At 43.6% G+C, this 24,896-nt stretch carries 15 protein-coding genes and 1 pseudogene; 4 read left to right on the plus strand and 12 right to left on the minus strand.

The window, feature by feature from the left end; genetic code table 11:
* Positions 1 to 7 precede the first annotated feature (7 nt).
* The gene (locus BUB52_RS09770) at positions 8 to 979 is read right to left on the minus strand and encodes an alpha/beta hydrolase (protein ID WP_139259706.1); all 972 of its coding nucleotides are present in this window, start codon (positions 977 to 979) and stop codon (positions 8 to 10) included.
* Between the two features lie 366 nt (positions 980 to 1,345).
* Here BUB52_RS09770 and BUB52_RS09775 point away from each other — a divergent pair, with 366 nt between their 5' ends.
* The 4 genes from BUB52_RS09775 to lgt all read left to right on the plus strand — a co-directional run bounded on the left by BUB52_RS09775 (position 1,346) and on the right by lgt (position 5,146).
* Positions 1,346 to 1,972 (plus strand): HD domain-containing protein, encoded by a 627-nt coding sequence (locus tag BUB52_RS09775; RefSeq protein ID WP_009121955.1) that lies wholly within the window; start codon positions 1,346 to 1,348, stop codon positions 1,970 to 1,972.
* 55 nt (positions 1,973 to 2,027) lie between these two features.
* Positions 2,028 to 3,131, plus strand: coding sequence for a redox-regulated ATPase YchF (gene ychF / locus BUB52_RS09780; protein WP_009121956.1), 1,104 nt, complete (start codon positions 2,028 to 2,030; stop codon positions 3,129 to 3,131).
* A 28-nt stretch (positions 3,132 to 3,159) separates the two neighbouring features.
* On the plus strand, positions 3,160 to 4,104 hold the full coding sequence (locus BUB52_RS09785; RefSeq protein WP_039950747.1) for a ketopantoate reductase family protein: 945 nt from the start codon (positions 3,160 to 3,162) through the stop codon (positions 4,102 to 4,104).
* Between the two features lie 187 nt (positions 4,105 to 4,291).
* Positions 4,292 to 5,146, plus strand: coding sequence for a prolipoprotein diacylglyceryl transferase (gene lgt / locus BUB52_RS09790; RefSeq protein ID WP_039950833.1), 855 nt, complete (start codon positions 4,292 to 4,294; stop codon positions 5,144 to 5,146).
* Between the two features lie 165 nt (positions 5,147 to 5,311).
* Here the strand turns inward: lgt and mutS are convergent, their stop codons facing one another.
* The 11 genes and pseudogenes from mutS to BUB52_RS09845 form a co-directional block, all read right to left on the minus strand.
* Positions 5,312 to 7,927: a DNA mismatch repair protein MutS gene (gene mutS, locus BUB52_RS09795; protein WP_039950749.1), complete on the minus strand. Its 2,616-nt coding sequence runs from the start codon at positions 7,925 to 7,927 to the stop codon at positions 5,312 to 5,314.
* Positions 7,928 to 8,201: 274 nt separating this feature from the next.
* On the minus strand, positions 8,202 to 8,627 hold the full coding sequence (locus BUB52_RS09800) for a DUF3836 domain-containing protein (protein WP_009121961.1): 426 nt from the start codon (positions 8,625 to 8,627) through the stop codon (positions 8,202 to 8,204).
* A 244-nt stretch (positions 8,628 to 8,871) separates the two neighbouring features.
* The gene (locus BUB52_RS09805) at positions 8,872 to 11,178 is read right to left on the minus strand and encodes a glycoside hydrolase family 31 protein (RefSeq protein ID WP_254302474.1); all 2,307 of its coding nucleotides are present in this window, start codon (positions 11,176 to 11,178) and stop codon (positions 8,872 to 8,874) included.
* 117 nt (positions 11,179 to 11,295) lie between these two features.
* Positions 11,296 to 13,470, minus strand: coding sequence for a glycoside hydrolase family 97 protein (locus tag BUB52_RS09810; protein ID WP_039950751.1), 2,175 nt, complete (start codon positions 13,468 to 13,470; stop codon positions 11,296 to 11,298).
* Between the two features lie 281 nt (positions 13,471 to 13,751).
* Positions 13,752 to 15,389, minus strand: a complete 1,638-nt coding sequence (locus BUB52_RS09815; protein ID WP_009121964.1) for a fimbrillin family protein — start codon at positions 15,387 to 15,389, stop codon at positions 13,752 to 13,754.
* Positions 15,390 to 15,413: 24 nt separating this feature from the next.
* Positions 15,414 to 16,289: a FimB/Mfa2 family fimbrial subunit gene (locus tag BUB52_RS09820; protein WP_139259707.1), complete on the minus strand. Its 876-nt coding sequence runs from the start codon at positions 16,287 to 16,289 to the stop codon at positions 15,414 to 15,416.
* Between the two features lie 3 nt (positions 16,290 to 16,292).
* Positions 16,293 to 18,454: pseudogene (locus tag BUB52_RS09825) on the minus strand (glycoside hydrolase family 97 protein).
* 29 nt (positions 18,455 to 18,483) lie between these two features.
* Positions 18,484 to 19,968 (minus strand): alpha-galactosidase, encoded by a 1,485-nt coding sequence (locus BUB52_RS09830; RefSeq protein ID WP_009121968.1) that lies wholly within the window; start codon positions 19,966 to 19,968, stop codon positions 18,484 to 18,486.
* Between the two features lie 61 nt (positions 19,969 to 20,029).
* Positions 20,030 to 21,487: a hypothetical protein gene (locus BUB52_RS09835; protein WP_009121969.1), complete on the minus strand. Its 1,458-nt coding sequence runs from the start codon at positions 21,485 to 21,487 to the stop codon at positions 20,030 to 20,032.
* Between the two features lie 12 nt (positions 21,488 to 21,499).
* On the minus strand, positions 21,500 to 22,954 hold the full coding sequence (locus BUB52_RS09840) for a SusE domain-containing protein (RefSeq protein ID WP_050792281.1): 1,455 nt from the start codon (positions 22,952 to 22,954) through the stop codon (positions 21,500 to 21,502).
* A gap of 72 nt (positions 22,955 to 23,026) precedes the next feature.
* Complete coding sequence (locus BUB52_RS09845) at positions 23,027 to 24,892, minus strand: RagB/SusD family nutrient uptake outer membrane protein (RefSeq protein WP_009121971.1); 1,866 nt, start codon at positions 24,890 to 24,892, stop codon at positions 23,027 to 23,029.
* Positions 24,893 to 24,896 lie beyond the last annotated feature (4 nt).

Genomic DNA, 24,896 nt, shown 5'->3' on the forward strand with positions numbered 1-24,896 from the left:
CTTTGGTTTATTTCAGATTTTCATTGAAGAAACTTTCTATCTTATCGAAAGGGATTACGCTAAGTCCATCATACAAATCTGTATGGTTTGCGCCTGCGACAACGACAAACTCCTTATTATCGCCTTTCAAAAGGGCATACGTATCTTTACCGAAATAGAACGAATGCGCTTTGTCGCCATGTACAATCATCACCGCGCTTTCCAATTCATCGGCATAGTCAAAGAATTTGAAATTAAGAAAAGGAAGATTGGAGGTAACGTTCCAGCCGTTATTTGAATTGAGCGAACGTTTGTGATAGCCACGTGGAGTTTTGTAGTAAGCGTAATAGTCTTTCACGAACCGGGGCGCATCGTCAGGGAGAGGACTGACAACTCCACCTCCCGATTTGTAAAAGCCGCTCTTATAATCTTCGGTACGCTGCGCAACCATGGCCGCACGTTTGAAATTACGTTGTTCTGCCGTGTTTTCAGAGTCAAAATATCCGTTGGCATTTACGCGTGTCATGTCATACATGGTAGATGCCACAGTAGCTTTTATGCGTGGGTCGTTGATAGCTGCCTGTATAGCTATTCCTCCCCAACCGCAGATACCTAAGATACCGATTTTTTCGGAATCTACATCCTCACGGTTCATCAGGCAATCAACGGCTGCGCTAAAATCTTCCGTGTTAATATCGGGAGAAGCCACATAGCGCGGTTCTCCTCCGCTTTCTCCGGTATATGAGGGATCAAAAGCGATGGTAAGGAAACCTCTTTCGGCAAGCTGTTGGGCATACAATCCGGAAGACTGTTCTTTGACAGCTCCGAACGGTCCGCTGACAGCGATTGCCGGAAGTTTCCCTGAAGCATTTACGGGCGTGTAAAGGTCTGCCGCCAGCGTGATGCCATAACGATTATGGAAAGTTATCTTACTATGGTTTACTTTCTCGCTTTTGGGAAAAGTCTTGTCCCATTCTGAAGTCAGATTAAGTGCATTCATTTGATTGGCAGAATTTGTCTCATCGTTTGTTCTGTTACTATTACATCCCATAAGCATACAGGAACTTATGAAGGAGGTAATAACTGCCGATTTGAAGATTTTGGTATTCATTGTTAGTCGGATTTTATGTTATCAAAGCGTGTCCGAATTGCCACCACGACGGGGACTGCTGGACTTTTGAATACAAAAGTAGCGGAAAGCATATCATGGCAGGGTAGATAAATTACGGATATTATAACCCAAATTACATATTCGAAGGAAAGATTACCGTAAATCTGTGGTTGAGGTTATATTATCTGCTATCCGGGTTATGGCTGAATCCATATAAATCACTAATTTTGTATTCTTGAGCAAGAATATAGAAACATGATACCCCAGACACTTATCCGCTACATCGAAACAGAAATCATTCCCCGATATGAACACTTTGACAAGGCTCATAACCTCTCGCACGTACAGACAGTCATCGACGAAAGCCTCGCTCTCGCCAAACTCTACCCCCAAGCGGACGAACGTCTTGTCTACACCATAGCGGCCTATCACGACACGGGACTGTGCCGCGACCGTGCCACGCATCACCTCGTTTCGGGAGAAATCATAGCGGCAGACGCCAACCTTCTGCAATGGTTCGACAAAGCAGAGATAAAGATTATGCGTGAAGCCGTAGAAGACCACCGGGCATCCACCGACCATGAGCCACGCAGCATCTACGGTAAAATCGTAGCCGAAGCCGACCGCATCATCGACGCTGACATCACCCTGCGCCGTACCGTACAATACGGATTGAAACAAAATCCTACGGCGGACGAAGCATGGCACTACCAACGTTTCCACAAACATCTGATGGAGAAATACGCTCCCGGCGGCTATCTGAAGCTCTGGTTTCCCGACTCAAAGAACGCCGGACGACTGAAAGAGCTGCAAACCATCATAGCGGATGAGATACGTCTAAGAAGCATTTTTCACCAAATGTTCGAAGAAGAGAAAAGATAAAAGACTATCTTTGCAGCCAATTAGCTGAATAATAATTAAAAAACAAGATATACTTATGGCATTAAAAGCAGGTATAGTGGGACTGCCCAACGTAGGGAAATCCACTCTTTTCAACTGCCTGTCCAGCGCAAAAGCACAGGCGGCAAACTTTCCTTTTTGTACCATCGACGCCCAAATGGGACAGGTATCCGTACCCGACGAGCGACTGACCAAACTCGCCGAAATCGTTCATCCGGGACGTATCGTGCCCGCCGTATGCGATATTGTCGATATTGCCGGACTGGTGAAAGGCGCCAGCAAAGGTGAAGGACTGGGTAATCAGTTTCTGGGCAACATCCGCGAGTGCGACGCCATCATCCACGTACTGCGCTGCTTCGACAACGGCAATATCGTACACGTGGACGGTAGCGTAGACCCTGTACGCGACAAGGAAATCATCGATACCGAGCTCCAGCTGAAAGACCTCGATACGGTGGAAAACCGCATCAAGCGCGTGGAAAAGATAGCCAAAGTAGGCGGAGACAAAATGGCGAAGGTAGAGTACGAACTCCTGCTCCGCTACAAAGACGCGCTGGAACAAGGACAGAGCGCCCGCACCGTAATACCTCAGAACGACGATGAAGAACAGTGCGCCAAGCAGATGTTCCTGCTCACAACGAAACCGGTGCTCTACGTCTGCAACGTGGACGACACCAGCGCCGCCGACGGCAATCAATACGTAGAGCAAGTGCGCGAAGCCATCAAAGGCGAAGACGCCGAGCTCATCATCATCTCCGCACAGACCGAGGCCGACATTGCCGAACTGGAAACTTACGAAGAAAAGCAAATGTTCCTCGAAGACCTCGGCCTGAAAGAAAGCGGCTGCAACAGACTGATTAAAGCCATCTACAGCCTGCTGAACCTCGAAACGTTCATCACCGCCGGCGAAATGGAAGTAAAAGCATGGACCTATCGCAAAGGCTGGAAAGCCCCGCAATGCGCCGGCGTTATCCACACCGACTTTGAGAAAGGTTTTATCCGCGCGGAAGTCATCAAGTACGAAGACTACATCAAATACGGCAGTGAAGCCGCCGTGCGCGAAGCCGGAAAACTGGGTGTGGAAGGCAAGGAATATGTAGTGCAGGACGGAGACATCATGCACTTCCGATTCAACGTATAAAGACATGAGTCACACTAATACACTACAAATGACAAATAACAATCTGAAGTACCTCATCGCAGGCACAGGCGGCGTGGGCGGAAGCATTGCAGGTTTCCTCGCATTGGCAGGAAAAGACGTTACTTGCATCGCACGCGGCGAGCACCTTGCCGCTATACGCGAGTACGGCCTGCGGTTACATTCCGACTTAAAAGGCGAGCAAACCCTGAAGATACCCGCTTATACAGCGGAGGAATACGCCGCTCTCGCTTCCTCGTCAGCCGACTGCAAGGCAGACGTTATCTTCGTATGCGTCAAAGGCTATTCCGTAGACTCCATTACGGAACTAATCAAACGCGCCGCGCACAAAGATACGGTGGTAATCCCCATTCTGAACGTCTACGGCACAGGGCCTCGCATCCAGCGGCTGGTTCCCGGCGTTACGGTACTGGACGGTTGCATCTACATTGTAGGATTCGTTTCCGGCAAAGGCGAAATCACACAGATGGGAAAAATATTCCGTTTGGTTTACGGAGCCCACAAAGACACCGTTGTTTCCCGTGAAACATTGGAAGCCATTCAACAAGACTTACAGGAAAGCGGCATCAAGGCGGAAATATCTCCCGACATCAACCGCGACACTTTCGTAAAATGGTCTTTCATCTCGGCTATGGCCGTAACCGGCGCTTATTACGACGTGCCTATGGGCGAAGTACAGAAACCCGGAAAAGTACGCGACACCTTCATCGGACTTTCACAGGAAAGCGCCGCACTGGGACGGAAACTGGGCATTGACTTCAAGGAAGACATCGTAGAGTACAACCTCAAGGTCATCGACAAACTTGCCCCCGAAAGCACCGCTTCCATGCAAAAAGACATGGCGCGCGGGCATCAAAGCGAAGTGCAGGGGTTACTTTTCGACATGATTACGGCAGCCGAGGAACAGGGAATTGACATCCCCACATACAGAATGGTAGCGGAGAAATTCAAATAATTTTATACCTTCGCTTAATTATCCCATACTGTTTTTATCACTCGGAGCGTAGCGCGGAATCTCCTCTCCTGATGTAAGGGGAAACGGGAGAAAAGAAAAAAGGTTCTTCGCTGCGCGCTGAATGACAGACAGCCTTGATATAAGCCGAATTTCAACATTTACTTACTAATTTTTACTACTTATGAATATGCTGACTCTCCTCTCCATCAACTGGAATCCCAACCCGGAACTGTTCAACCTTTTCGGCAGCCTTCCAATCCGATATTACGGCCTGTTATGGGTTGTCGGTATCGCTCTTGCCTACGTAATAGTACACCGCCAATACCGCGACCGGAAAATCGACGAAAAGACATTCGAGCCGCTGTTCTTCTACTGCTTCTTCGGCATCCTGATAGGAGCGAGATTAGGACACTGCCTGTTCTATCAGCCGGATTATTACCTGAACCATTTCTGGGAAATGATACTCCCCGTGAAGTTCCTTCCGGACGGCGGCTGGAAATGGACGGGATACGAAGGACTTGCCAGTCACGGCGGTACGCTGGGACTGATTATCGCCCTCTGGATGTACTGCCGCAAAACAAAGATGCACTATATGGACGTGCTGGACATGATAGCCGTGGCCACGCCTATCACCGCCTGCTTCATCCGCCTTGCCAACCTGATGAACTCCGAGATTATCGGCCAGCCGACCGATGTACCCTGGGCGTTCGTCTTTGAGCGGGTAGACATGCTGCCCCGCCATCCGGCGCAGCTCTACGAGGCAATCGCTTATTTCATCTTCTTCCTGGGCATGGTCTACCTATACAAGCGCGGGCAGCAGAAGCGGGAGAAAGCTTCCCTACCCTATCACCGCGGCTTCTTCTTCGGCCTTTGCCTGACAGAAATATTCGTATTCCGCTTCTTCATCGAGTTCCTGAAAGAAGACCAGGTGGATTTTGAAAGGACAATGGCGCTGAATATGGGACAATGGCTCAGTATTCCGTTCATACTTATCGGAGTTTACTTCATGTTCTTCTACGGCAAGAAAACGGCAGGAAAATAACATCCCCGCAACACTAAAAAAGTTTCAAGGCATGAAACCGGCAGTTCCACCTGAGGAAACTGAAAGTTCCATGCCTTGAAACTTCTTGTTCCACCGGGCGAAACACTTTGTTCCCCACAGGGGAACACTTCGTTCCATCCTTTGAAACAGAATCTATATCGCAGGCTACTTTCCTTTGACTATCCGTTTAATGTCATTCAGCTTATTCAACGCTTCGAGCGGCGTCAGGTTGTTGACATCGAGATTCAGTATTTCGTCGCGTATCTGGCATAATATCGGGTCGTCAAGCTGGAAGAAGCTAAGCTGCATACCGCCGCGCGTCTCTCCCACCTCGGCCATCGGCTTGCCCGATATACCTTGCTGACGATTATCCGTCTCAAGCTGCTTCAAGATATCGTCGGCGCGTTTCACAATACTTTTGGGCATACCGGCCATTTTGGCTACATGGATACCGAAGGAGTGCTCACTGCCGCCGCGTTCCAATTTGCGCAGGAAAATGACCTTATTGTCGACTTCCTTCACCGACACGTTATAGTTCTTGATGCGCTTGAAGGACTTTTCCATCTCATTCAGTTCATGGTAGTGCGTGGCGAAGAGCGTGCGCGCCTTGGCGCGCGGATGTTCGTGGATATACTCCACAATGGCCCACGCAATGGAAATACCGTCGTAAGTAGAAGTACCGCGCCCCAATTCGTCAAAGAGCACCAGACTGCGGGAAGAAAGGTTGTTCAATATGTCCGCCGCCTCGTTCATCTCCACCATAAACGTAGACTCGCCTACGGAGATGTTATCGCTAGCTCCCACACGGGTAAATATCTTGTCCACCAAACCGATATGCGCGCTTTCGGCCGGAACGAAGCTGCCGATTTGCGCCATAAGCGTAATCAAAGCGGTCTGACGGAGCAACGCCGACTTACCCGCCATATTGGGACCGGTAATGATGATTATCTGCTGCGTGCTGCTGTCCAGCATTACATCGTTCGCTATGTACTTCTCGCCTATCGGAAGTTGCTTCTCGATGACCGGATGACGTCCCTGGCGTATTTCCAGCACCTCGTCGTCGGAGATTACGGGACGGATATAATTGTTTTCGCGGGCCGCGGTGGCAAAGGAAAGCAGACAGTCCAGACGCGCTATCTGGTTCGCGTCAATCTGAATGGCGGAAATGAACTCGTTCAGCGATTGTACCAGCTCTGTGTAAAGCTGTGTTTCCAGTACCAGTATTTTGTCTTCGGCGCCGAGTATCTTCTCTTCGTACTCTTTCAATTCCTGCGTAATGTAGCGTTCGGCATTGACCAGCGTCTGCTTGCGAATCCATTCTTGCGGCACTTTATCTTTGTGCACGTTGCGCACTTCGATATAGTAACCGAACACATTGTTATAACCTATCTTCAAGCTGGGAATCCCCGTCTGTTCGCTCTCCCGCTGCTGTACCTTCAAAAGATAGTCCTTACCGGAATAAGCTATCTGACGCAACTCGTCCAGCTCGGCATTCACGCCGGATTTTATCACGCCGCCTTTATTGATGAGCAACGGGGGATCGTTGTTGATTTCCTTATCGATGCGGTCACGAATGGCGCGGCAGATGTCCAGTTGCCCGCCAATGTGGTTCAGACTGGCGTTATCGGCATCCATACAGGCTTCCTTAATAGGCTCGATTGCCTGCAAGGCTACTTTCAAGGCAACCACCTCACGAGGAGAGACACGCCCCACGGCTACTTTGGAGATGATACGTTCCAGGTCACCTATCAAATGCAGCTGCTCTTCAATCAGTTCCTTGAAGTCGGGTTGGCGGAAGAAATACTCCACTACGTTCAATCGCTCATTAATGGGCTGCACATCTTTCAGGGGGAACACCATCCAGCGCTTCAACAGACGGGCTCCCATCGGACTGATAGTTTTGTCTATCACGTTCAACAGGCTGCTGCCGCCGTCGTTCATACTGCCCATCAGCTCCAGGCTGCGCACCGTAAACTTATCCAGGCGGACGTATTTGTCTTCTTCTATGCGCGCCAGCGAAGTGATATGCCCTATCTGCGTATGCTGCGTCAGAATGAGGTACTGCAAGACAGCCCCCGAAGCAATGATACCGTTCTTGAGGTGTTCCACGCCGAATCCTTTCAAATTCTTTACTTCAAAGTGTTTCAGCAGCTTCTCGCGGGCGGTGGTTTCCGTAAATACCCAGTCTTCCAGCTCGAATGTAAAGAACTTGCTGCCGAAATTACCCTCAAACATTCCCCGACGGCCACGTTCAAAAAGCACTTCTTTCGGAGCAAAGTTATTCAACAGCTTGTCCACATACTCGAAAGGTCCTTCGGCGGTCAGGAACTCACCCGTAGAGATGTCCAGAAATGCCACGCCGCAAGCGCCTTTACCGAAGTGAACGGCGGCAAGGAAGTTGTTTTCCCGGTAATTCAGTACGTTATCGTTAATAGATACGCCCGGTGTTACCAACTCGGTGATACCGCGTTTCACCAGTTTCTTGGTGAGCTTCGGGTCTTCCAGCTGGTCGCAAATGGCTACGCGCTTGCCTGCACGTATCAGCTTGGGCAGATACGTATCGAGCGCATGATGAGGAAAACCGGCCATTTCAATCGTTTTCCCTTTGCCATTGGCACGCTTTGTCAGGGTAATGCCTAAGATTTCAGAAGCTACAATAGCATCGGTGGAATAAGTCTCATAGAAGTCGCCACAACGAAACAGCATGACGGCATCGGGATGTTTCGCCTTCAAGTCAAGGAACTGTTTCATCATCGGAGTAAGGACAATATCTTCGTTCACAGCGGTATCTGTTTAGAGTTTTAATGTAATTTGATTAAGCAGGACAAAGATAATCCTTTTTTAGAAAATACGTATGTAGAGGGTTTAAATCCTTAGTAAGCCTTAACAAAGTGGATATTTTTGCTAAAACGTGTTATAAAACACACTTTTTTATTTGTTTTATTTGGAGATTTCCCAAAAGTCCGTACCTTTGCAATGTGTTTTTCATAGTATTAGATTTAAGGTTAACAAAGGTTGGAGTACAGCGGTACTCCTTTTTTTATGCCTGTATGTTTCATTTCACACTTGCCAGCATCAAAGTAGCGTCATTGTGATTCAGTTCGTAAACGCTGGTTTCAATATTATCATTGTAAGCATTGTCCTTGGAGTTCCAACGGGCATAGCTCAAAGAAACCTCATCACCCGTATATTCGATATCCAGCTTGAAGTAAGGAACCCATGCTTCTTTTACACTGTCCCATTTGGAAGCTTCTTTGCTGATTACACGATTCTCATTGTCATAGCCATAAGTATAACGCAGGTGACGGAATAAATAACCATCCTCATTACGGAAGATTGTCCGGGCTGTTACCAGTTCGCCGCTCATTTCCTCGTTCTTTACGTAATCCGTAGGATTCATTGCATTCGCAGAGAAGTTTAATACGCTTGCCATTACTACCGCTACCATTACCACTGCCTTAAGAATTACATTTGTCTTCATAATCGTTATGTTTTTATTGTTATTATTAGTTTGAGTTATTCAGGCTTTCTTTGCCGAGCGCCTTCGGCTATATATAGTCAATTGCTGTGCCAAACTTATAAACAACTGAAAATCAACGATTATTTAAAACAAAGCTGTGTTCATTTCCGAACAACTGTCCGCGCAAAAGCGAACATTATAAAAAATGCAACTGCCGAAAAATATCTTTCGACAATAGCGTATTCAAAAACAGATTTGAAGTTATCTATTCTTTCGAATAGATAACTTCAACTTTAACTCCTGTGGAGCATTTTATGGCAGGAACCTCGACCGTAGTACATCTTTTATCTTTGTCATAAACATACGATACAGCAGTATTACCGTTCACCTTTACGGATACGGGTGCGGCAGTATCAAATATCCGCAACGTATATGAACGTACAGACACGCCACCCTTATAATTACCCCGACGTGCAGAAATAATATACTTACCTCTATTTCCATCAGCTATTTGTTTCAGAGCTGTTGTAGAGTACATAGTGGCATAATCACTATTATTTCCACTGTCTTCATATAAAGAACTTTCACCATCAGAACCGGCTACAATATTCAGGATTAGATTATCCGGACGTTCGGTAACATTCATTACAGTAGGAGGGTTGTAGGGTATGATAGCCCCTTGTCTGAAAAAATAGGGTATTTGCTCGTGTGTGAAATTCATAACCTTTTTACACGGTCCCTCAATAAGTTCATTGGTAGATACGCTCCACCATTTTCCTTCAGGAAACCAGATTTCCTTGGCACTGATACCATCAACAGCAGCTTCAGTGATAGGAACTACAAGGATATCATCACCGAAAAAATACTCGTTCTCATAAACATAAGCTTCCTCACTCTCCGGATATTCATAATACAGAGGACGGCAAACAGATATACCGGTATCATAAGCTTTACGGGCCATAGTGTAGAGATAGGGAAAAAGCGAGTAGCGAAGCCGTACCGCCTCAAGCATCGTCGGAAAATTATCAAACTTCCAAATTCGACGTTCTATGCGTGCATCGTTTGTCGCATGTGTACGGAAAATCGGTGTAAACACTCCGAATTGTATCCAACGAAGTACAAGTTCCGGATCATTTACAATACTCTCATCTGTGAATGCATGTCCGCCAAGATCGTGCCCCCAATAACCATACCCTACATTCGAAGCTGTAGCCGTAAAATAAGGTTGGAAGCCAAGAGTCTGAAAGTTTATAAGAGCATCGCCCGAAAAACCAATCTGATAACGATGGCTGCCCAAGCCTCCCCAACGGTGGAAAATTACAGGTCTGCGGTCTGTACGTTTTCTCACCATATCGTTAAAGAATATATGATTGCACCAGAATGTTTCACTCAATCCGTAAGTATCATTGCTTGTAAGATGTTGCTGCCAGTCAATCCACCAGAAGTCAACTCCCTCACTTTCGTGATTACGGATGATATTTTTAAAGAATGATTTTGTAAAGTCCGTATAGTCAATGCTCCAAGAGATATTATCTTTTTTGTCGTTAAGATACTTACCGTTAAGTTCCGAGTTCATTGCCGCGAAATAGACAGGCGATTCATTCTTGTTTATACCGTCGGCAGGATGAAGATTAAGGGCAATCTTAAAATTATTATCATGGATATCCCGGAGCAAGCCCTTAGGATTCGGAATCAGATTGGTATTCCACGACCATCCTGTCCAACCACCTTTATCTCCGGATTGTCCATTTCCTACGTTCCAGTGCCAATCCATATCCAGAATCATTACATCGGCAGGAATCTTATTATCCTTGATTTCAGACATAATCCGGCGGTAGTCATCTGCCGAATAAGCAGAGTATTTGCTATACCAATATCCGAATACATAATCGGGCGGCAATGGTATCTTACCCGCAATTTTAGTGTAGTCGGAAATAGCTTTCTTATAATCATTACCATAACCCAGATAATAGATGTCAAGAGCATCCGTATCGGAGCGTTCCGCCCACCAGTCAAACTCCATATCCGCATTGGGCCGGAGAGCATAAGAACGCCCACCGTCAGAGCGTATGGCAGCCCATGAATCGTCTATGACAGCCCATCCGGAACGTGATATCAATCCGTTCTCCATTTCGGCACGCTTATTATCTCCATTACTTCCGTCAAGAGTGCGGCAGGTACCTTTAAGATTCAACGAATCTGATTTACCGGGATACCACACAGACTCACATCCATTGTTATCGATAGTTATGGTCAGATTTTCAGGAGAGGCAGGAGTTGTCACCGGATTTGTACTTTTGCGATATTTCAACCTTACCTTATCGGTAACTATATACAAATACGTATTGTCTTCCCTCTTCCTGAAACGTGGCACCTTCAGCCTACGATTGGTTACGGTAAACGTAGCTTGGTCCTCAAATATACCTTTAGCACTGTATTCAATACGAATCATTTCCGGTGTAAGAACAGTGAAGCGCGCTTTTCCGCAAATCACCACCGCTTCAGGATTGGCAACCGGATTATTATCGGACGCTGAAGTCTTTGCGGTTGCCAGCATTAGTAGGGCAACCAAACAAATAATTGTTTTCCCCTTTTTAAAATTCAAAAGAAACCCTTGCAACAAGGGTTTCTTTTGAGAAGAAGATTTCTTAAATCCATTCATTGGGCATTCAATGTTTCAATTAAAATATTATTTCAGATTCTTCACTCCTTTCATTGCAGCCTTATCCGTAACTTCCATGATACTGATAGCATAACCGCCACCCGGCGCTGCTTTCATTTTCAATACAGATTTGGCCGATACAATTCCTTTCCGAATGGTATAAGCTTGAGGATTAGTTCGATAATGGGCATCCTTACTGTCTTCATAGACAGTGGCAATATACTTCTTATCCTTATTAAGGAAGTCCAACTTCAATGCTGAAATATGACCGTCCTCGTTACTGGTGCAGCCTACAAACCAATTATCCGTTCCCTTAGCCTTACGGGCAACCACAATATAACGTCCCGGTTCGGCTTCAAGATAACGGCTTTCATCCCAATCTACCGCTACATCCTTAATGAACTGAAAAGCATCCATAAAACGTTCGTAATTCTCCGGAAGGTCGGCAGCCATTTGCAAAGGGCTATACATAGTGACATACAATGCCAGTTGACGCGCAAGGGTGGAGTTTACATGAGAATGACTGTTGGGATTCAATTTATTCATATCCATTTCGAAAATACCAGGGGTATAATCCATCGGCCCGCCTTGCAGACGAGTAAACGGAAGCACAGTGGTATGAAAAGGTTTGTTACCGGCAAAAGCCTCGTATTCCGTACCTCTGGCAGACTCATTACCAATCAGGTTTGGATACGTGCGGCAAAGTCCCGTAGGACGTACTGCCTCATGGGCATTAACCATGATACGATGCTTCGCAGCTTCAGTCACAGCATACAGATAATGATTATTAAGCCACTGTCCGTAATGATGTTCTCCGCGGGGAATCATATTCCCCACATAACCACTCTTGACCGAGTTATATCCATATTTATTCATCAGCTGATAAGCCGCTTCCATATGCCGTTCGTAGTTACGTACAGAGGATGATGTTTCGTGGTGCATCATCAGTTTCACCCCTTTTGAATGAGCATATTCATTCAGCATTTTAATATCAAAATCGGGATAAGGAGTTTGGAAGTCGAAAACATAATCTTTAGAATTGCCAAACCAATCTTCCCAACCAATATTCCAGCCTTCCACCAATACTTGGTCGAAGCCATGTTCGGCGGCAAAATCAATATACTTCTTTACATTAGCATTGTTAGCCGGATGGACCCCGTTGGGTTTCACCCCGGTATAATCCGTTTCATCGAGTTTCACCGAAGGAATATCCCAAGTATACGCCCATGGCTTTCCACCGGCAATCATTTCCCACCACACACCGATGTACTTCACCGGCTTAATCCAAGAAGTATCTTCATATTTACAAGGCTCATTCAGGTTAAGAATAAGATTCGATGCCAATATCTTCCGTGCGTCGTCACTCACCATCACCGTACGCCAAGGAGTATGGCAAGGACTCTGCATATATGCTTTGTTTCCTACCGCATCCGGAGTCAGCCATGATTCGAATATTAAATTCTTATCATCCAGATTAAGATGCATGCATGAATAATCAACCAACGCAGCCTCGTGCAAATTGATATAAAGTCCTTCGGCCGTTTTCATCTGAAGGGAAGTCTGCACACCGGTAGGCGAGAAAACAGTCTGCGAAGCATTACCGCTGACAGCGCCTTGCAGCAACCCGCGGATTTCGGAAAGTTTAGACTCCGTATAATCATATTCTTGTGTATCATAATCTCCCGGAATCCACCATGCAGTATGGTCACCGCTCATGGCAAACTGCGAATGTTCCTCCCTGACAACGAAATAGACTAAATTCCTCTGCTGAGGGAATTCGTAACGAAAGCCTATCCCATCGTCGTACACGCGGAAACGAAGATTCATAAAACGGCCGGTCAATGTTTGCTTCAGTTCCACCAGCAGTTCGTTATAATGATTACGTATATCCTTATTCTCTCCCCACACCGGTTGCCAAGTTTCATCGAACGAAGATGTAGAGGTATTTACTACTTCAAATCCCTCCTGCAAGCTTTCCTGCCCGTTCAGTTCAAGGCCCAAGGTACTGGGATTGATAACCTGAGATTTCTTGTATTGTAAAGAATAAGAGGGTTTGCCTTTTTCTTGCAGTTCAAAAGAAAGATGGACATTATTGTCCGGAGAAACCTGTTGGTAAACCTTGGTAGCATTCTGCGCTTGCACCGTCAGTGCCATAAACAACGCACAAGTTACCAATACTATCATTTGAAAAGTTTGTTTCATATTCAAAAGTACCTGTTTAAGTAAATAATAAATAAATCTGTATGATTTATCTGAATTCATATCACTAACTGACAGTTTGTATAACCTATGTCTATTCCTTGATTATACCTCCCCGCCCCTTTACTATATGAGCCTTTATTAAAAGGCTTTTAATAGTACAAAAAATATCCTCATTCATAGATTATTCCGTTAATATAGACATGTATTTATGAATGAGGATATAAGCTTTTTATAAAATCCTGAAAACTGTTATTTCACCCTGTTGATTCAGTTGTTGCTGATTATAATTTCTCTGCGGTTAATGTTACATTTTCCAATTCGGAAGTATTCAGAGTGAGTTTATAAGTACCGGTTTGGGCTTCAGTTACTTGCCATTTGTAATCTTTACCATTCTCCTGACGACAATCTACATTCATGTTACTTCCTGTTACAAATGGAGTATTTGCCTCAGGAGCATAATAATCATCATTAGTATTAGTATATTCTATTTTGGAGAGTATTTTAAAGTCACCCTCATGCAAGTTGATTATCAATTCATATTTATTGTTATCTATCTTTGTAAAATAGGGAGCTCTTTTCAAATCATAACCATTGTTTTGATTTTCACCCTCTTCCACTGATAAAACACTTCCAACCAAATAAACAACATCTAACTTTTTCACTTCTACTTTCATAGTTTCCACATTAACAGTGACAGTATATGTACCTTTTTCTTTTATCACCCACTTATTATCACGTTTAATGGATTCATTATCATAATATATCACAGGATATGCATTCATTTCCACATTTAATTCTACTTCTTTATTAGTTGTTCCATTCATATTAGGCATTAATTGTACATCTCCAATAATACTTTGTTGAAGGAGAGCAAATTTCATTTCTTGGTTATCATCTTTTACATTTCCTGTCCAAGTAAAGGTTTTCCCATCTGTGCTTTTCATCATTTCATACGGCCGTCCCCAATCCGTGAAACCACTTGCCAAGTATAATCTATCAAATTTCAATGTTCCAGGAACTATTATATTATCATCACTTATATCACCATCGTCCCAATTCTTAATGCTTACTCCTGTAATACTTACATTTATATTTCCTGAAGGAGTTGTTTCAAATTTAACTTTATAAGTATACTTCTTACCAGCTTCAAATGTAGTACTGTTACTAATCGTCGCATTAAATATTTTTTCATTCAATTGAAATGTCAATTTACGATCTTCTGCACTATTGTTTTCTTCATTGGGTAACACAATAGCTTCTGTAAAACGATAATTACTCAAATTCCAATATTTCATAACTATGTCTTTTTTTTCACTCCCATCAGCAATCAACAACTTATCATTCAAAATATCATACTGAATATCAGTATATTGATTGCCTATTGCAGCATATATACCATCGGTATTGACATCACCTTCTATTTCAAAAAAAAGTTTAGTCAAACGATGTTTAAATCCAAGATTAATAATAGGAGTACTTTTACTTGCACCTTCTGCTTTTGCTGACATTAAATCTATACGTGGCTGCTCATCCTGATTAGCTAAATCCAACGATAATTTATTTTCAACTACATTTCCTTGCGGATAATAAGCCACTACATTCACAACATCATCACTTTCGGGAAAATAAGCCGTATTAGTTTCCCCGTCAGGAGAAAAATTACCATTGTTCTTATCAATTACTACATAACGATAATTACTTACATCACCTACTATGCTATTTTCTGCACTTACCATATACACACCGATAGCGTCCTTCTCATCCCAATGGTCATCTGCCGCACGTGTCATAAGCATATTGATATCACCATTTATTTGCAGTGGTACCCGTCTGCTATCCATTACCTGTTCGTCTATTTCATTGCTGCAACCTGCCATCATCAAAGCAGCCAGCATAACAAAACATGTGTTCTTTTTCATTGCTTAAGTCTTTAAAGTTCTTAATTATTTTAACCAATCTAAATCTCCTTTTTCTTCCACAATCCAATTTATGACATTACCGTTGAACCCACCTTTTCCTTCTATATCCAACGGCGTATTACCGCCTTCGTCAAGTTTAGACAATACTTCAGTAAGGTCGGTAGTTATTGTCTCAGTTGTTTCATCTTCTTTAGTTATCTCCACCGTCATTATCTGCCGCTGGGCTTTTTCTTGAGATACCCCCAATAGACGCACAGTGCCTTTGAGCCGCATACTTGCCTCACCTTCTGCTACCGGTGACGCAGTAAAACTGACAGAAGCTTTAGCCACACTCAGCAGTTCACCGGTAGTCAGGTCTATACTCGAAACTACATTATCCAGCATACCTGTCACCGATTTAATACTCTCCACATCGGTATCCATTGTTATATTAACTTGACGTGTACGCTGTTGCATCTTTACAGTCAGCCGCAATGTATCTCCTGTCAAAGCAAGTAGTTCATCCTGTACTAAATCCTCCGAAACAGAAAACAAATCATCGGGATTACCTGTAACGACAGAACTTCCCTCACTCCTTGTAGCTACCGTATTCAGGGTAGCTATATTACCGTTAACACTAACTCCTTGCGGTTCATTATACGCCACCATGCCATAATCACTTGTGGAGAGCAATAAAAAACTATTTACATTACCGGTTACTTCCTGTGTCTCATTGCCTATACGTACCATATATTTCGCCGGTGCTGCCGAAGAACATTCCGACCAATCTGCCGTAAGTTTTACCACAGTCCGCGCTTTCTTCATCGGTGCCGGTAATTCGTCTTCGGCACAACTGCCCATCACGCATAGTCCTGCCAAGAGAAGTAAAGCATTGAATTTACATAATCTTATTCGTCTCATTTTTCAATAAATATTAGTTGGTAAACTTTTCATTTTCCTTAACTCTGCTTTATCTTGCACTTCTATCAAACTGATGGCATAGCCTCCACCCGAAGCCGCCCTAAGTTTCAGTTTGGTTTTGGAAGTAGCAATCCCTTTGCGAATAACATAAGCCTGCGGATTTTTCTTCCAATCGGCATCTTTTGCATCGGCATAAACAGTAGCGATATACTTCTTACCGGGAATCAAAAAATCAAGTTTAAGATTGGATACATGCCCATTCTCATCGGCCGTACAGCCTACAAACCAATTATTTGTACCTTTGGCACGTCGTGCTACAGTGATATAATCACCCGGTTCGGCTTCCAAATACCTGCTTTCATCCCAATCTACCGCCACATCCTTGATAAACTGGAATGCATCTATAAAACGTTCGTAATTCTCAGGCAAATCCGCAGCCATTTGAAGCGGACTATACATAGTACAATACAAAGCCAATTGACGGGCCAATGTAGTACGTGCCTGCTGATCCTTTTTATAACCGTTCTCGTAATAACTCAAATCTCCCTGAAAGATACCCGGAGTATAATCCATCGGTCCGCCCATTAAACGGGTAAAAGGTAAAATAGTAGTGTGATCCACCGGATTACCGCCCATTGATTCAAATTCGGTTCCACGGGCAGATTCCTGCGCCAACCAGTTTGGATAAGTACGGCACAACCCCGTAGGACGTACAGCTTCGTGACTGTTTACCATAATATTAAAATCCGCTGCGCGCTTTGCCACATGTATATAATGATTATTCATCCATTGCGAAGCATGATATTCGCAACGCGGAATTATAGGGCCTACATAACCCGTTTTTACTGCATTATAACCATGATTCACCATAAATTTGAAAGCATCATCCAATTGTCGTTCATAATCAGCGGCATTGGCAGACGTTTCATGATGCATCATTACACGCACCCCCTTTTCATGAGCATACCGCTGCAATTCATCTACATCGAAATCCGGATAGGGAGAAGTAAAACTAAACTGGCGATTTTTAGTATAAGCCGTCCAGTCTTCCCAACCTTCGTTCCATCCCTCCACCAATACGGCGGTAAAACCATGTTTGGCAGCAAAGTCAATATATCTTTTTACATTATCGGTATTGGCCGCATGACGCCCATTAGGAGTCAGCTTGCTATAATCGGTCACTCCCGGTTTTGCACGATTATAACTGCTGTATGCCCAATCTTTCCCTGTCCCGATAAACATCTCCCACCATACACCGATATATTTCATCGGCTTAATCCAAGATGTATCTGCATATCCGCAAGGCTCATTCAGATTCAGAATCAGCTTACTGGCAAGGATATTCCTTGCGTCATCACTTACTACCACTGTGCGCCAAGGCGAGAAGCAAGGGGTTTGCAAGAAACCTTTATCACCGTTTTTATCCGGTACTAAGCAGGCAGTCAAACAAAAAGACTTATCATTTACATTCAATTCCATAGCTGCGTAATCCACCAAAGCAGCTTCATGGATATTAATGTACAATCCGTTGCTCCCTTTCAGCATCAGAGGCGTCTGTACTATCAAATCACCCGCCGATTTCGCTTCATACGACTTCATGGCCACGGATTGTTTAGGCATCTCTTCACGTATCTGAGAAAGAGGAGCTGTGGTGTAAGTAAACTAGTGTCATAATCACCCGGCATACAAAAAGCCGTATAATCATGCGCCAAATTGAACTGAGTCAGTTCCTCATTGATAACGAACTTATTCAAAGTAGGTTGTTCGGGAAACTCATAACGAAATCCCAAACCATCATTAAAGAGACGAAAACGTATATTCAACGTGCGCCCGCTGAAACCTTGTTCCAAGGTAAGCAACATTTCGTTATAATGGTTACGGATAAGCGATTGCTCACCCCATACCGGTTTCCACGATTCGTCCAATGAATCCGTCTGTACCGATTTCACACTGAAATCGTTCATTAATCCGCGTTCATATTTAATATCCAATCCGAGACGACTCGGTGCAAGCACAGCTTTACCTTTGTAAGAAAGTTCGTAATAGGGAATTCCCCTTTCTACTACTGTCTTCAGTAATAAATTACCGTCCGGTGAGGAAAGATTCTGCGCTTTCCCCACTGCTGCCAGAAGTAGAAATAACACTATATTAATTGTATTTTTCATATTTCTCTATCTATTCATAAGTGAGACAATCAGAGTTTGGTCAACCTCACAATCTTGCAGGCATGCGCCTCAAGTTCCACATTCAAGTTATCAGCTTCTCCTTCATCTGCATGTTTCCACAAGTCACGCACTTTCATCTTACCCTCAATACCTAAATCGGAGAATTTCACCGAACGAAACTGCTTGGAATCTTCGCGATTGAACAAGCCTATCACCCAGTCACCGTTTGTCATCTGTCCATACCATATCTGACTGTTCGTACTATTTAAAACATCGGATAAAGGTTTACCGGCAAAACCATCCTTATTCAAAGCCAGCATTTCTTCGTTCTGGCAAAACTTCAAATCTGAATTGGCAAAACTATCTCCCGGCACATCGGCAATCGCTACCGGACCGCCCGCCATGAGTTGCAGAGAAATGACACTTTCCTTTTCCGCATCGGAACCGAATGTATTCAAGCGGATAAAGTCACCGTCCATAATCATTTTACCACGTCCGGAGTATTTAGACCAGTGCGTAAAGCCATCGAACATATTGCCACAACTGGGCCAATCTTCAAATACTTTGCCGCGATCGGAATTAGACACATGATGCCAGCCACCGCTCCACGTATCACCAACGATACGCGCCATATTACCATACTCACGCTCCAGAGCCGCATCCTCATGCATATTGGGCATTACCAACGAAGTAAATACACCGTATTTCTTTGCAGCCTTACAGATATATTGCAGAGCAAGTTTATAATTCTCTCGTCCGTACCCTTTACCTTTTATGGCATTCATACCGCGGTCGTACCCGTTTTCATAATAACAAAGAAAGTCCATACGGATAAAGTCCACACCAAGATTCTTATAATATTTAAAGAAGCCGTCGATGTACTCCTCAGCGCCTTTATGACTTGCTACTACCCACCAGAAGCCATCGTCGGCGTCAGGATAAAGTACATTATCTTCACCTTGCTTATAACGCAAATCCTTGAAGGTAATATTATCAGTACCCTCTATAATGGTTTCTTCCGGACCATGTATCCACAAAGGATTGTCATAGACACCCAATTTCAGTCCCTTAGCCTTGCACATTTCCGAAAGTTTCTTCAGTTTTACCGATCCGTATTTCGTCATATATCCCGTAGGATCGGGCTCGGAAGTACCATCCATCGCCATAAAACCATCCGTACAAATCATATTGTAACCATAAGGAAGCAGATTTTCCGCCACATAGTCGATTATATTCTGCCAGGAACCTTCAGACATATCAATAGCCTGTCCTTGCCCACCGGCATTGACCAATTCTTCATTTCTGCGCTCCAATTTCCAACAGTATTCATAGACACTCCAATAGAGAGGGGCGTTATAAGTATGTATTCCTTCCGTATCAGCGTCATCACCGGGAGTTATCACGGGATCATCGGGAATCATATCCGGTGTCCAGCCTGTACCCTTATCCTCGCATCCTCCGAAAAAGAATGTCAATGCCATCAAAAACAGTTTCATATTCAAATTCTTTATCATATCATTATTTTTACCTGAATTTCTCAAACAAGACAATACTTGTTTTATTATACTTTCATTATCACTCAGATTTTGTCAGACGTACAATCTTGCAAGAACGCCCGGGAATCTTATAACTCAAAGAAGTTTCAGCTTCCCCCTCATCCTGATGTTTCCACAAATCACGCACTTTTACCTTGCCCTCAATGCCTATTTCAGAAAAATCGAGTGTACGGTCATATTCATTATCTTCTTTATTGAAAAAACCTATGATATAGTCTCCGTCGGACATCTGTCCGTACCATATTTGATTTTTTGCATTCCACAAATCATCCGACAAAGGTTTTCCTACAAATCCGTCTTTGTTTAAAGCCAGCAATTCTTCATTCTGATAAAACTTTAAATCACCGCTGACAATCGTATTATACTGATCGGCTACGGCAATCGGACCACCCGCCATCAGTTGCAAAGAAATCACGCTCTGTTTTTCACCTTCCGTATCAAATGTATTCAAACGGGTAAAATCAGCATCCAGCACTACCTTTCCCCTTCCCGCAATGTGCGACCAACTGATAAGGCCGGTAAACATATTAGAGGTAGACGGCCATCCATTGGGATTGAACCATGTAGGGCCATTGCTTGCAAAGTGTTGCCACCCGCCTTTCATTGTATCGGCATCTACCCGAATCATATTACCATATTTCTTCTCCAACTCCGCATCATTTTTCAGATTGGGCATCACAAGCGAAGTGAATACCTGATACTTTGTGGCGGCCTCGGAAATATACTTCAGCGCGAGTTCGTATTCTTCACGTCCATATCCTCTACCGGGCATTCCGCCGGCACCATCTGCCGTTTCAAACAGACAGAGGAAGTCCATACGGATAAACTCTACTCCTATTTTCTTATAATATTTAAAGAAGCCATCAATAAACTCCTTAGCACCTTTATGGCTGGGAACTATCCAAGTAAAGACATCCCCTTTATCCGGATAAAGAACATCATCTTTGGCGGAATTGTACACTAAACTCCCCACTGTAATACCTTCCGTACCTTTTACTACCGTTTCATACGAGCAGTGTACCCATAACGGATTATCATAAACACCCAGTTTCAAACCTTTGGCCTTACATTTAGCTACTAAATCCGTCAGTTTTATACCGGCATAATGGGTCATATACCCACCCGGATCAATACCGGGATCGTTTGTCATTGACATAAAGCCGTCCGTACAAATCATACCGTAACCATAAGGCAGAAGATTCTCCGATACCCAATCAATATTCGCATCCCAAGTCACTTCAGGCATATTCGTATTACTACCGGCCTGTTCGGCTACCCAGGCATACTCATATACACTCCAATATAAAGGAGCGTTCAAACTGATAGGTGCATACACCTGTTCATCGTCATCATCATCATCAGACGGCAAATTCTCGTTAGGAATCATATCAGGCGTCCATCCGGTTCCTTCATCTTGGCATCCCCCAAAAAGGGATGCCACAATCAATAAAAATTGTATAATAAATATTTTTATCATAATTACCTGGTATTACGGTAGTTTTTCAAATTTAACTGTCATATCTATCACATTCAGAGATATCTTATATTTCCCGGCTTCATCCACTCTCCACTTATAGTCGTTCTCATCTGTATTATCAGGATAATTTTTACGTACCATTTTCAGGGCATTGGTAACTGAAGTACCATTTACCTCAGGCATCAAATAATCACACTCAAAACCTTCAGTATTACTCAGGGGAAATTTTATTTCTCCTGAGTCGAGATGTCCTTCCCATACAAACGTACCTTCCTTTTCATCCGGATTATACAGGAAAGCTATTTTAAATGGTGTATTCCATTTGGTTACAGTAGCGTCACCCGTCATCCAAACAGCTTTAATAGGGAGATTATCAGGTATTTCTATTTTCGGTTTCTTTTCAAATGTTATTTCCATCAGATAAGTATCCAAAATTATTTTATAACTGCCTGCCTGAGATTCCGTAATTTTCCATTGATAATCATGAGTTTCTACTTTTTCTTTCTCTACATACTCCATAGTATTATCACCGCCAGGCTCTGTATCATGCGTCTTCGGCATCAGATAAGGTATATTCCAATCCTCACGTAATTCCAACGGAAACTTTAAATGTCCTCCATATAAATCCCCTTCATAAACAAACTGTATATTATTAATTTTCGTCAATCCAACCGCATTCATAATAGTCCAACCTGCCGGAGTAGCATCACCTATCGCCCAAACTTTTTCATATTTATTTTCCGGATATTCACTTGCAATAGTTAATTTCTCCACATCGACAGTAATGAAATAATACCCTTCCGTATCTATGTGGAACAATGTTTCCGTACCATCATCCGTTTCATTATAAACCAATGTATTGTTATCGGCGCCTCTTGTATAAGAAGGTGTCAGACTTGTCCGGCTCTTTATGAACTTAAAGTCACCTTGCTTCAAATGTCCGCCCCATTCATATTTTTGTTCGGAAAGCACCTCATTCATTTTAAGCGATTTAGTTGCATCCATCCCTTCAACGGCGCTACCTACAATGAAAAGATCTCTTGCCGCAATATAATAACCTGTCACCGAAAACTGCACCTTGGATATTTCCGGTTTCATATATACACTGCCTCCTGAAACTTCAGCTATGATTTCTGCCTCTAACATGGCGGTTTCTCCCGCTGTTACCTTCCACCCGCTCAATAAAGCGTTCATTTCCTTGTGCGTATAACTGATACTTTGTACACCTTCCGGAATTTCTACTTTTGCGATGGAAGTCTCAAAGTTATTATCGGCCATATCCATCTTAAAATAATATGTGAGTTTCGTTCCTTCTCCTCGATTGGCAGCACTTCCCCATGTAAAGGATATTGCTTCTTCATTACCCAAATCCTGATTCAATACCACATCACTCGAAGAAACTTTCAGTCCCATCGTGTCTTGTGGGGAATCCAAAGTTATCCGCTCCGTTTCATCTTGACAGCTCATAATTACAAAGGGTAATGTCATTAGAATATTTTTTATCGCATTCTTCATAATAATCAATTGCATTTTTAACCGTTAATTCCAATAAGGGCTTTGAACAAGTTTATCATTCTTATCTATTTCCGACTGATGGATAGGGAACCAATAATAGGCTTTCTTGTATACCCGTTTCAGATAAGGCGTACGTACATAGAAAGAAGAATTATCTTTTCCGCTGAAATTCATTCCGTAGAAATCACCGTTCAATACATTTTCCGCTTCTTTCCAACGGCGAAGATCATCATAACGGATTCCTTCACAGCTCAATTCCACACGACGTTCGGCACGAATCAACTTGCGCATTTCCGCCTGGTCGTTCAAATCAACATGAATAAAATTATCATCCGTAGCACCCGTGGTATACTGACGAATGCCCGCACGTTCACGGATTTTATTCAGATAGACCAAAATGTCTCCATTACCCGGATCGGATTCGTTCAATGCTTCCGCATAATTCAGATAAGCCTCGCCCAAGCGATAGACAATACCCGGACGATACTTATAAGTACCCTGTTTTACATTTAAGTCCGGAGAGATTTTTTTACGTATCAAATAACCGTTTTGCGGAGCATCATGGGTATGCGGATTGTCGGCGCTTCCATTGAAAAAATTAAATTCACGCTTTTCCTGTGTGAAATAAGAGTTATTATAGCTCACCGTAATATAGAAACGAGGCTCACGATGACAATACATATTATAAGTATTTTTCTTGCTTATCGCTCCTCCGTTCACTTCCGTATCCCACACTGTATTATCACGAGTTTCATCAGAAACAGAATAACCTGTTTCCACATATTCGGAATTATCATCATTGATAGGCAGACCGTTTTCCATAAAGAATGCATCCACCAACGACTGCGTAACGCCTAAGCCTCCGCTACCGCCACTGGCAGCCGGAGTAGCATGTTTTTCATATTCCCCATATTCCGAACCACCGGGACGTGCAAACAGAATTTCAGTATTCCCTTCATCATATCTTGTCAGGAAAAGATTTTGATAAGACATAAACGGGTCTATTGTACCATCATCATTCTTCTCCGTATACAATTTATGTCCGGCAGCTTCAGCGGCATCAATCAATTCTTTACAAGCCTGCGCCGCATACGCCCATTTAGTCTTGTCGGCAGTAGTACTGAAAAGATTCTCGCCGTCCTTATTCTTATGATTTGCATAATCAGGATTTCCATTTACCAACGGACTGGCGGCAAAAAGTAACATACGGGCACGTACTGCAAGACACATGATAGAAGTAGCACGGCCGTATTTACGTGCTTCGGTATATTTGGCAGGAAGAATTTCGGCCACTTCCTTCAACTCTTTATCCACCCAATCCACCACTTCATAATAGGGGCGTTGTCCTTCCATTAAATCCGCCAAATTAAAGTCTGTCGGCGCTATATAGTTCGGTTTGAAAGGAACCGGACCATACGTATTTGACAGCAGATAATAATAATAAGCGATCATAAACCGCATCTCCGCTTTCATATACGTCACTTCAGTAGCACTGATTCCCTGATCGGGCAGCGGATGTACGTTTTCTATAAAAATATTAGCCTCGCGTATCAGCTGGGGCAACCGTGACCAATAGTTACCGTCCCAATCCGTAGAAGGTGTCCATTCGCCCAATAGCATCGGAATTACTTTCCAATCCCATTGCCGCCACCGTTCAGAGGCCGTCATATCATCACTGAGAATATCCCATCCTAATTTCCGCGCGTATCCCCAATAAGGATCGGGAACATGAGAATATACATTGGCAAGCCAACCCTCTGTACGGGTTTTATCTTCGAATACCATAGGGAGTGTCAGTTCCGTATCTGATTCTTTATCCAGATAATCGACGCATGAAGTCAAGAGTTGCATACCCAAAACTCCGGTTATAATATATTTAAATAGTTTCATAATA

The sequence above is a fragment of the Bacteroides clarus YIT 12056 genome (assembly GCF_900129655.1).
GTDB lineage: Bacteria > Bacteroidota > Bacteroidia > Bacteroidales > Bacteroidaceae > Bacteroides > Bacteroides clarus.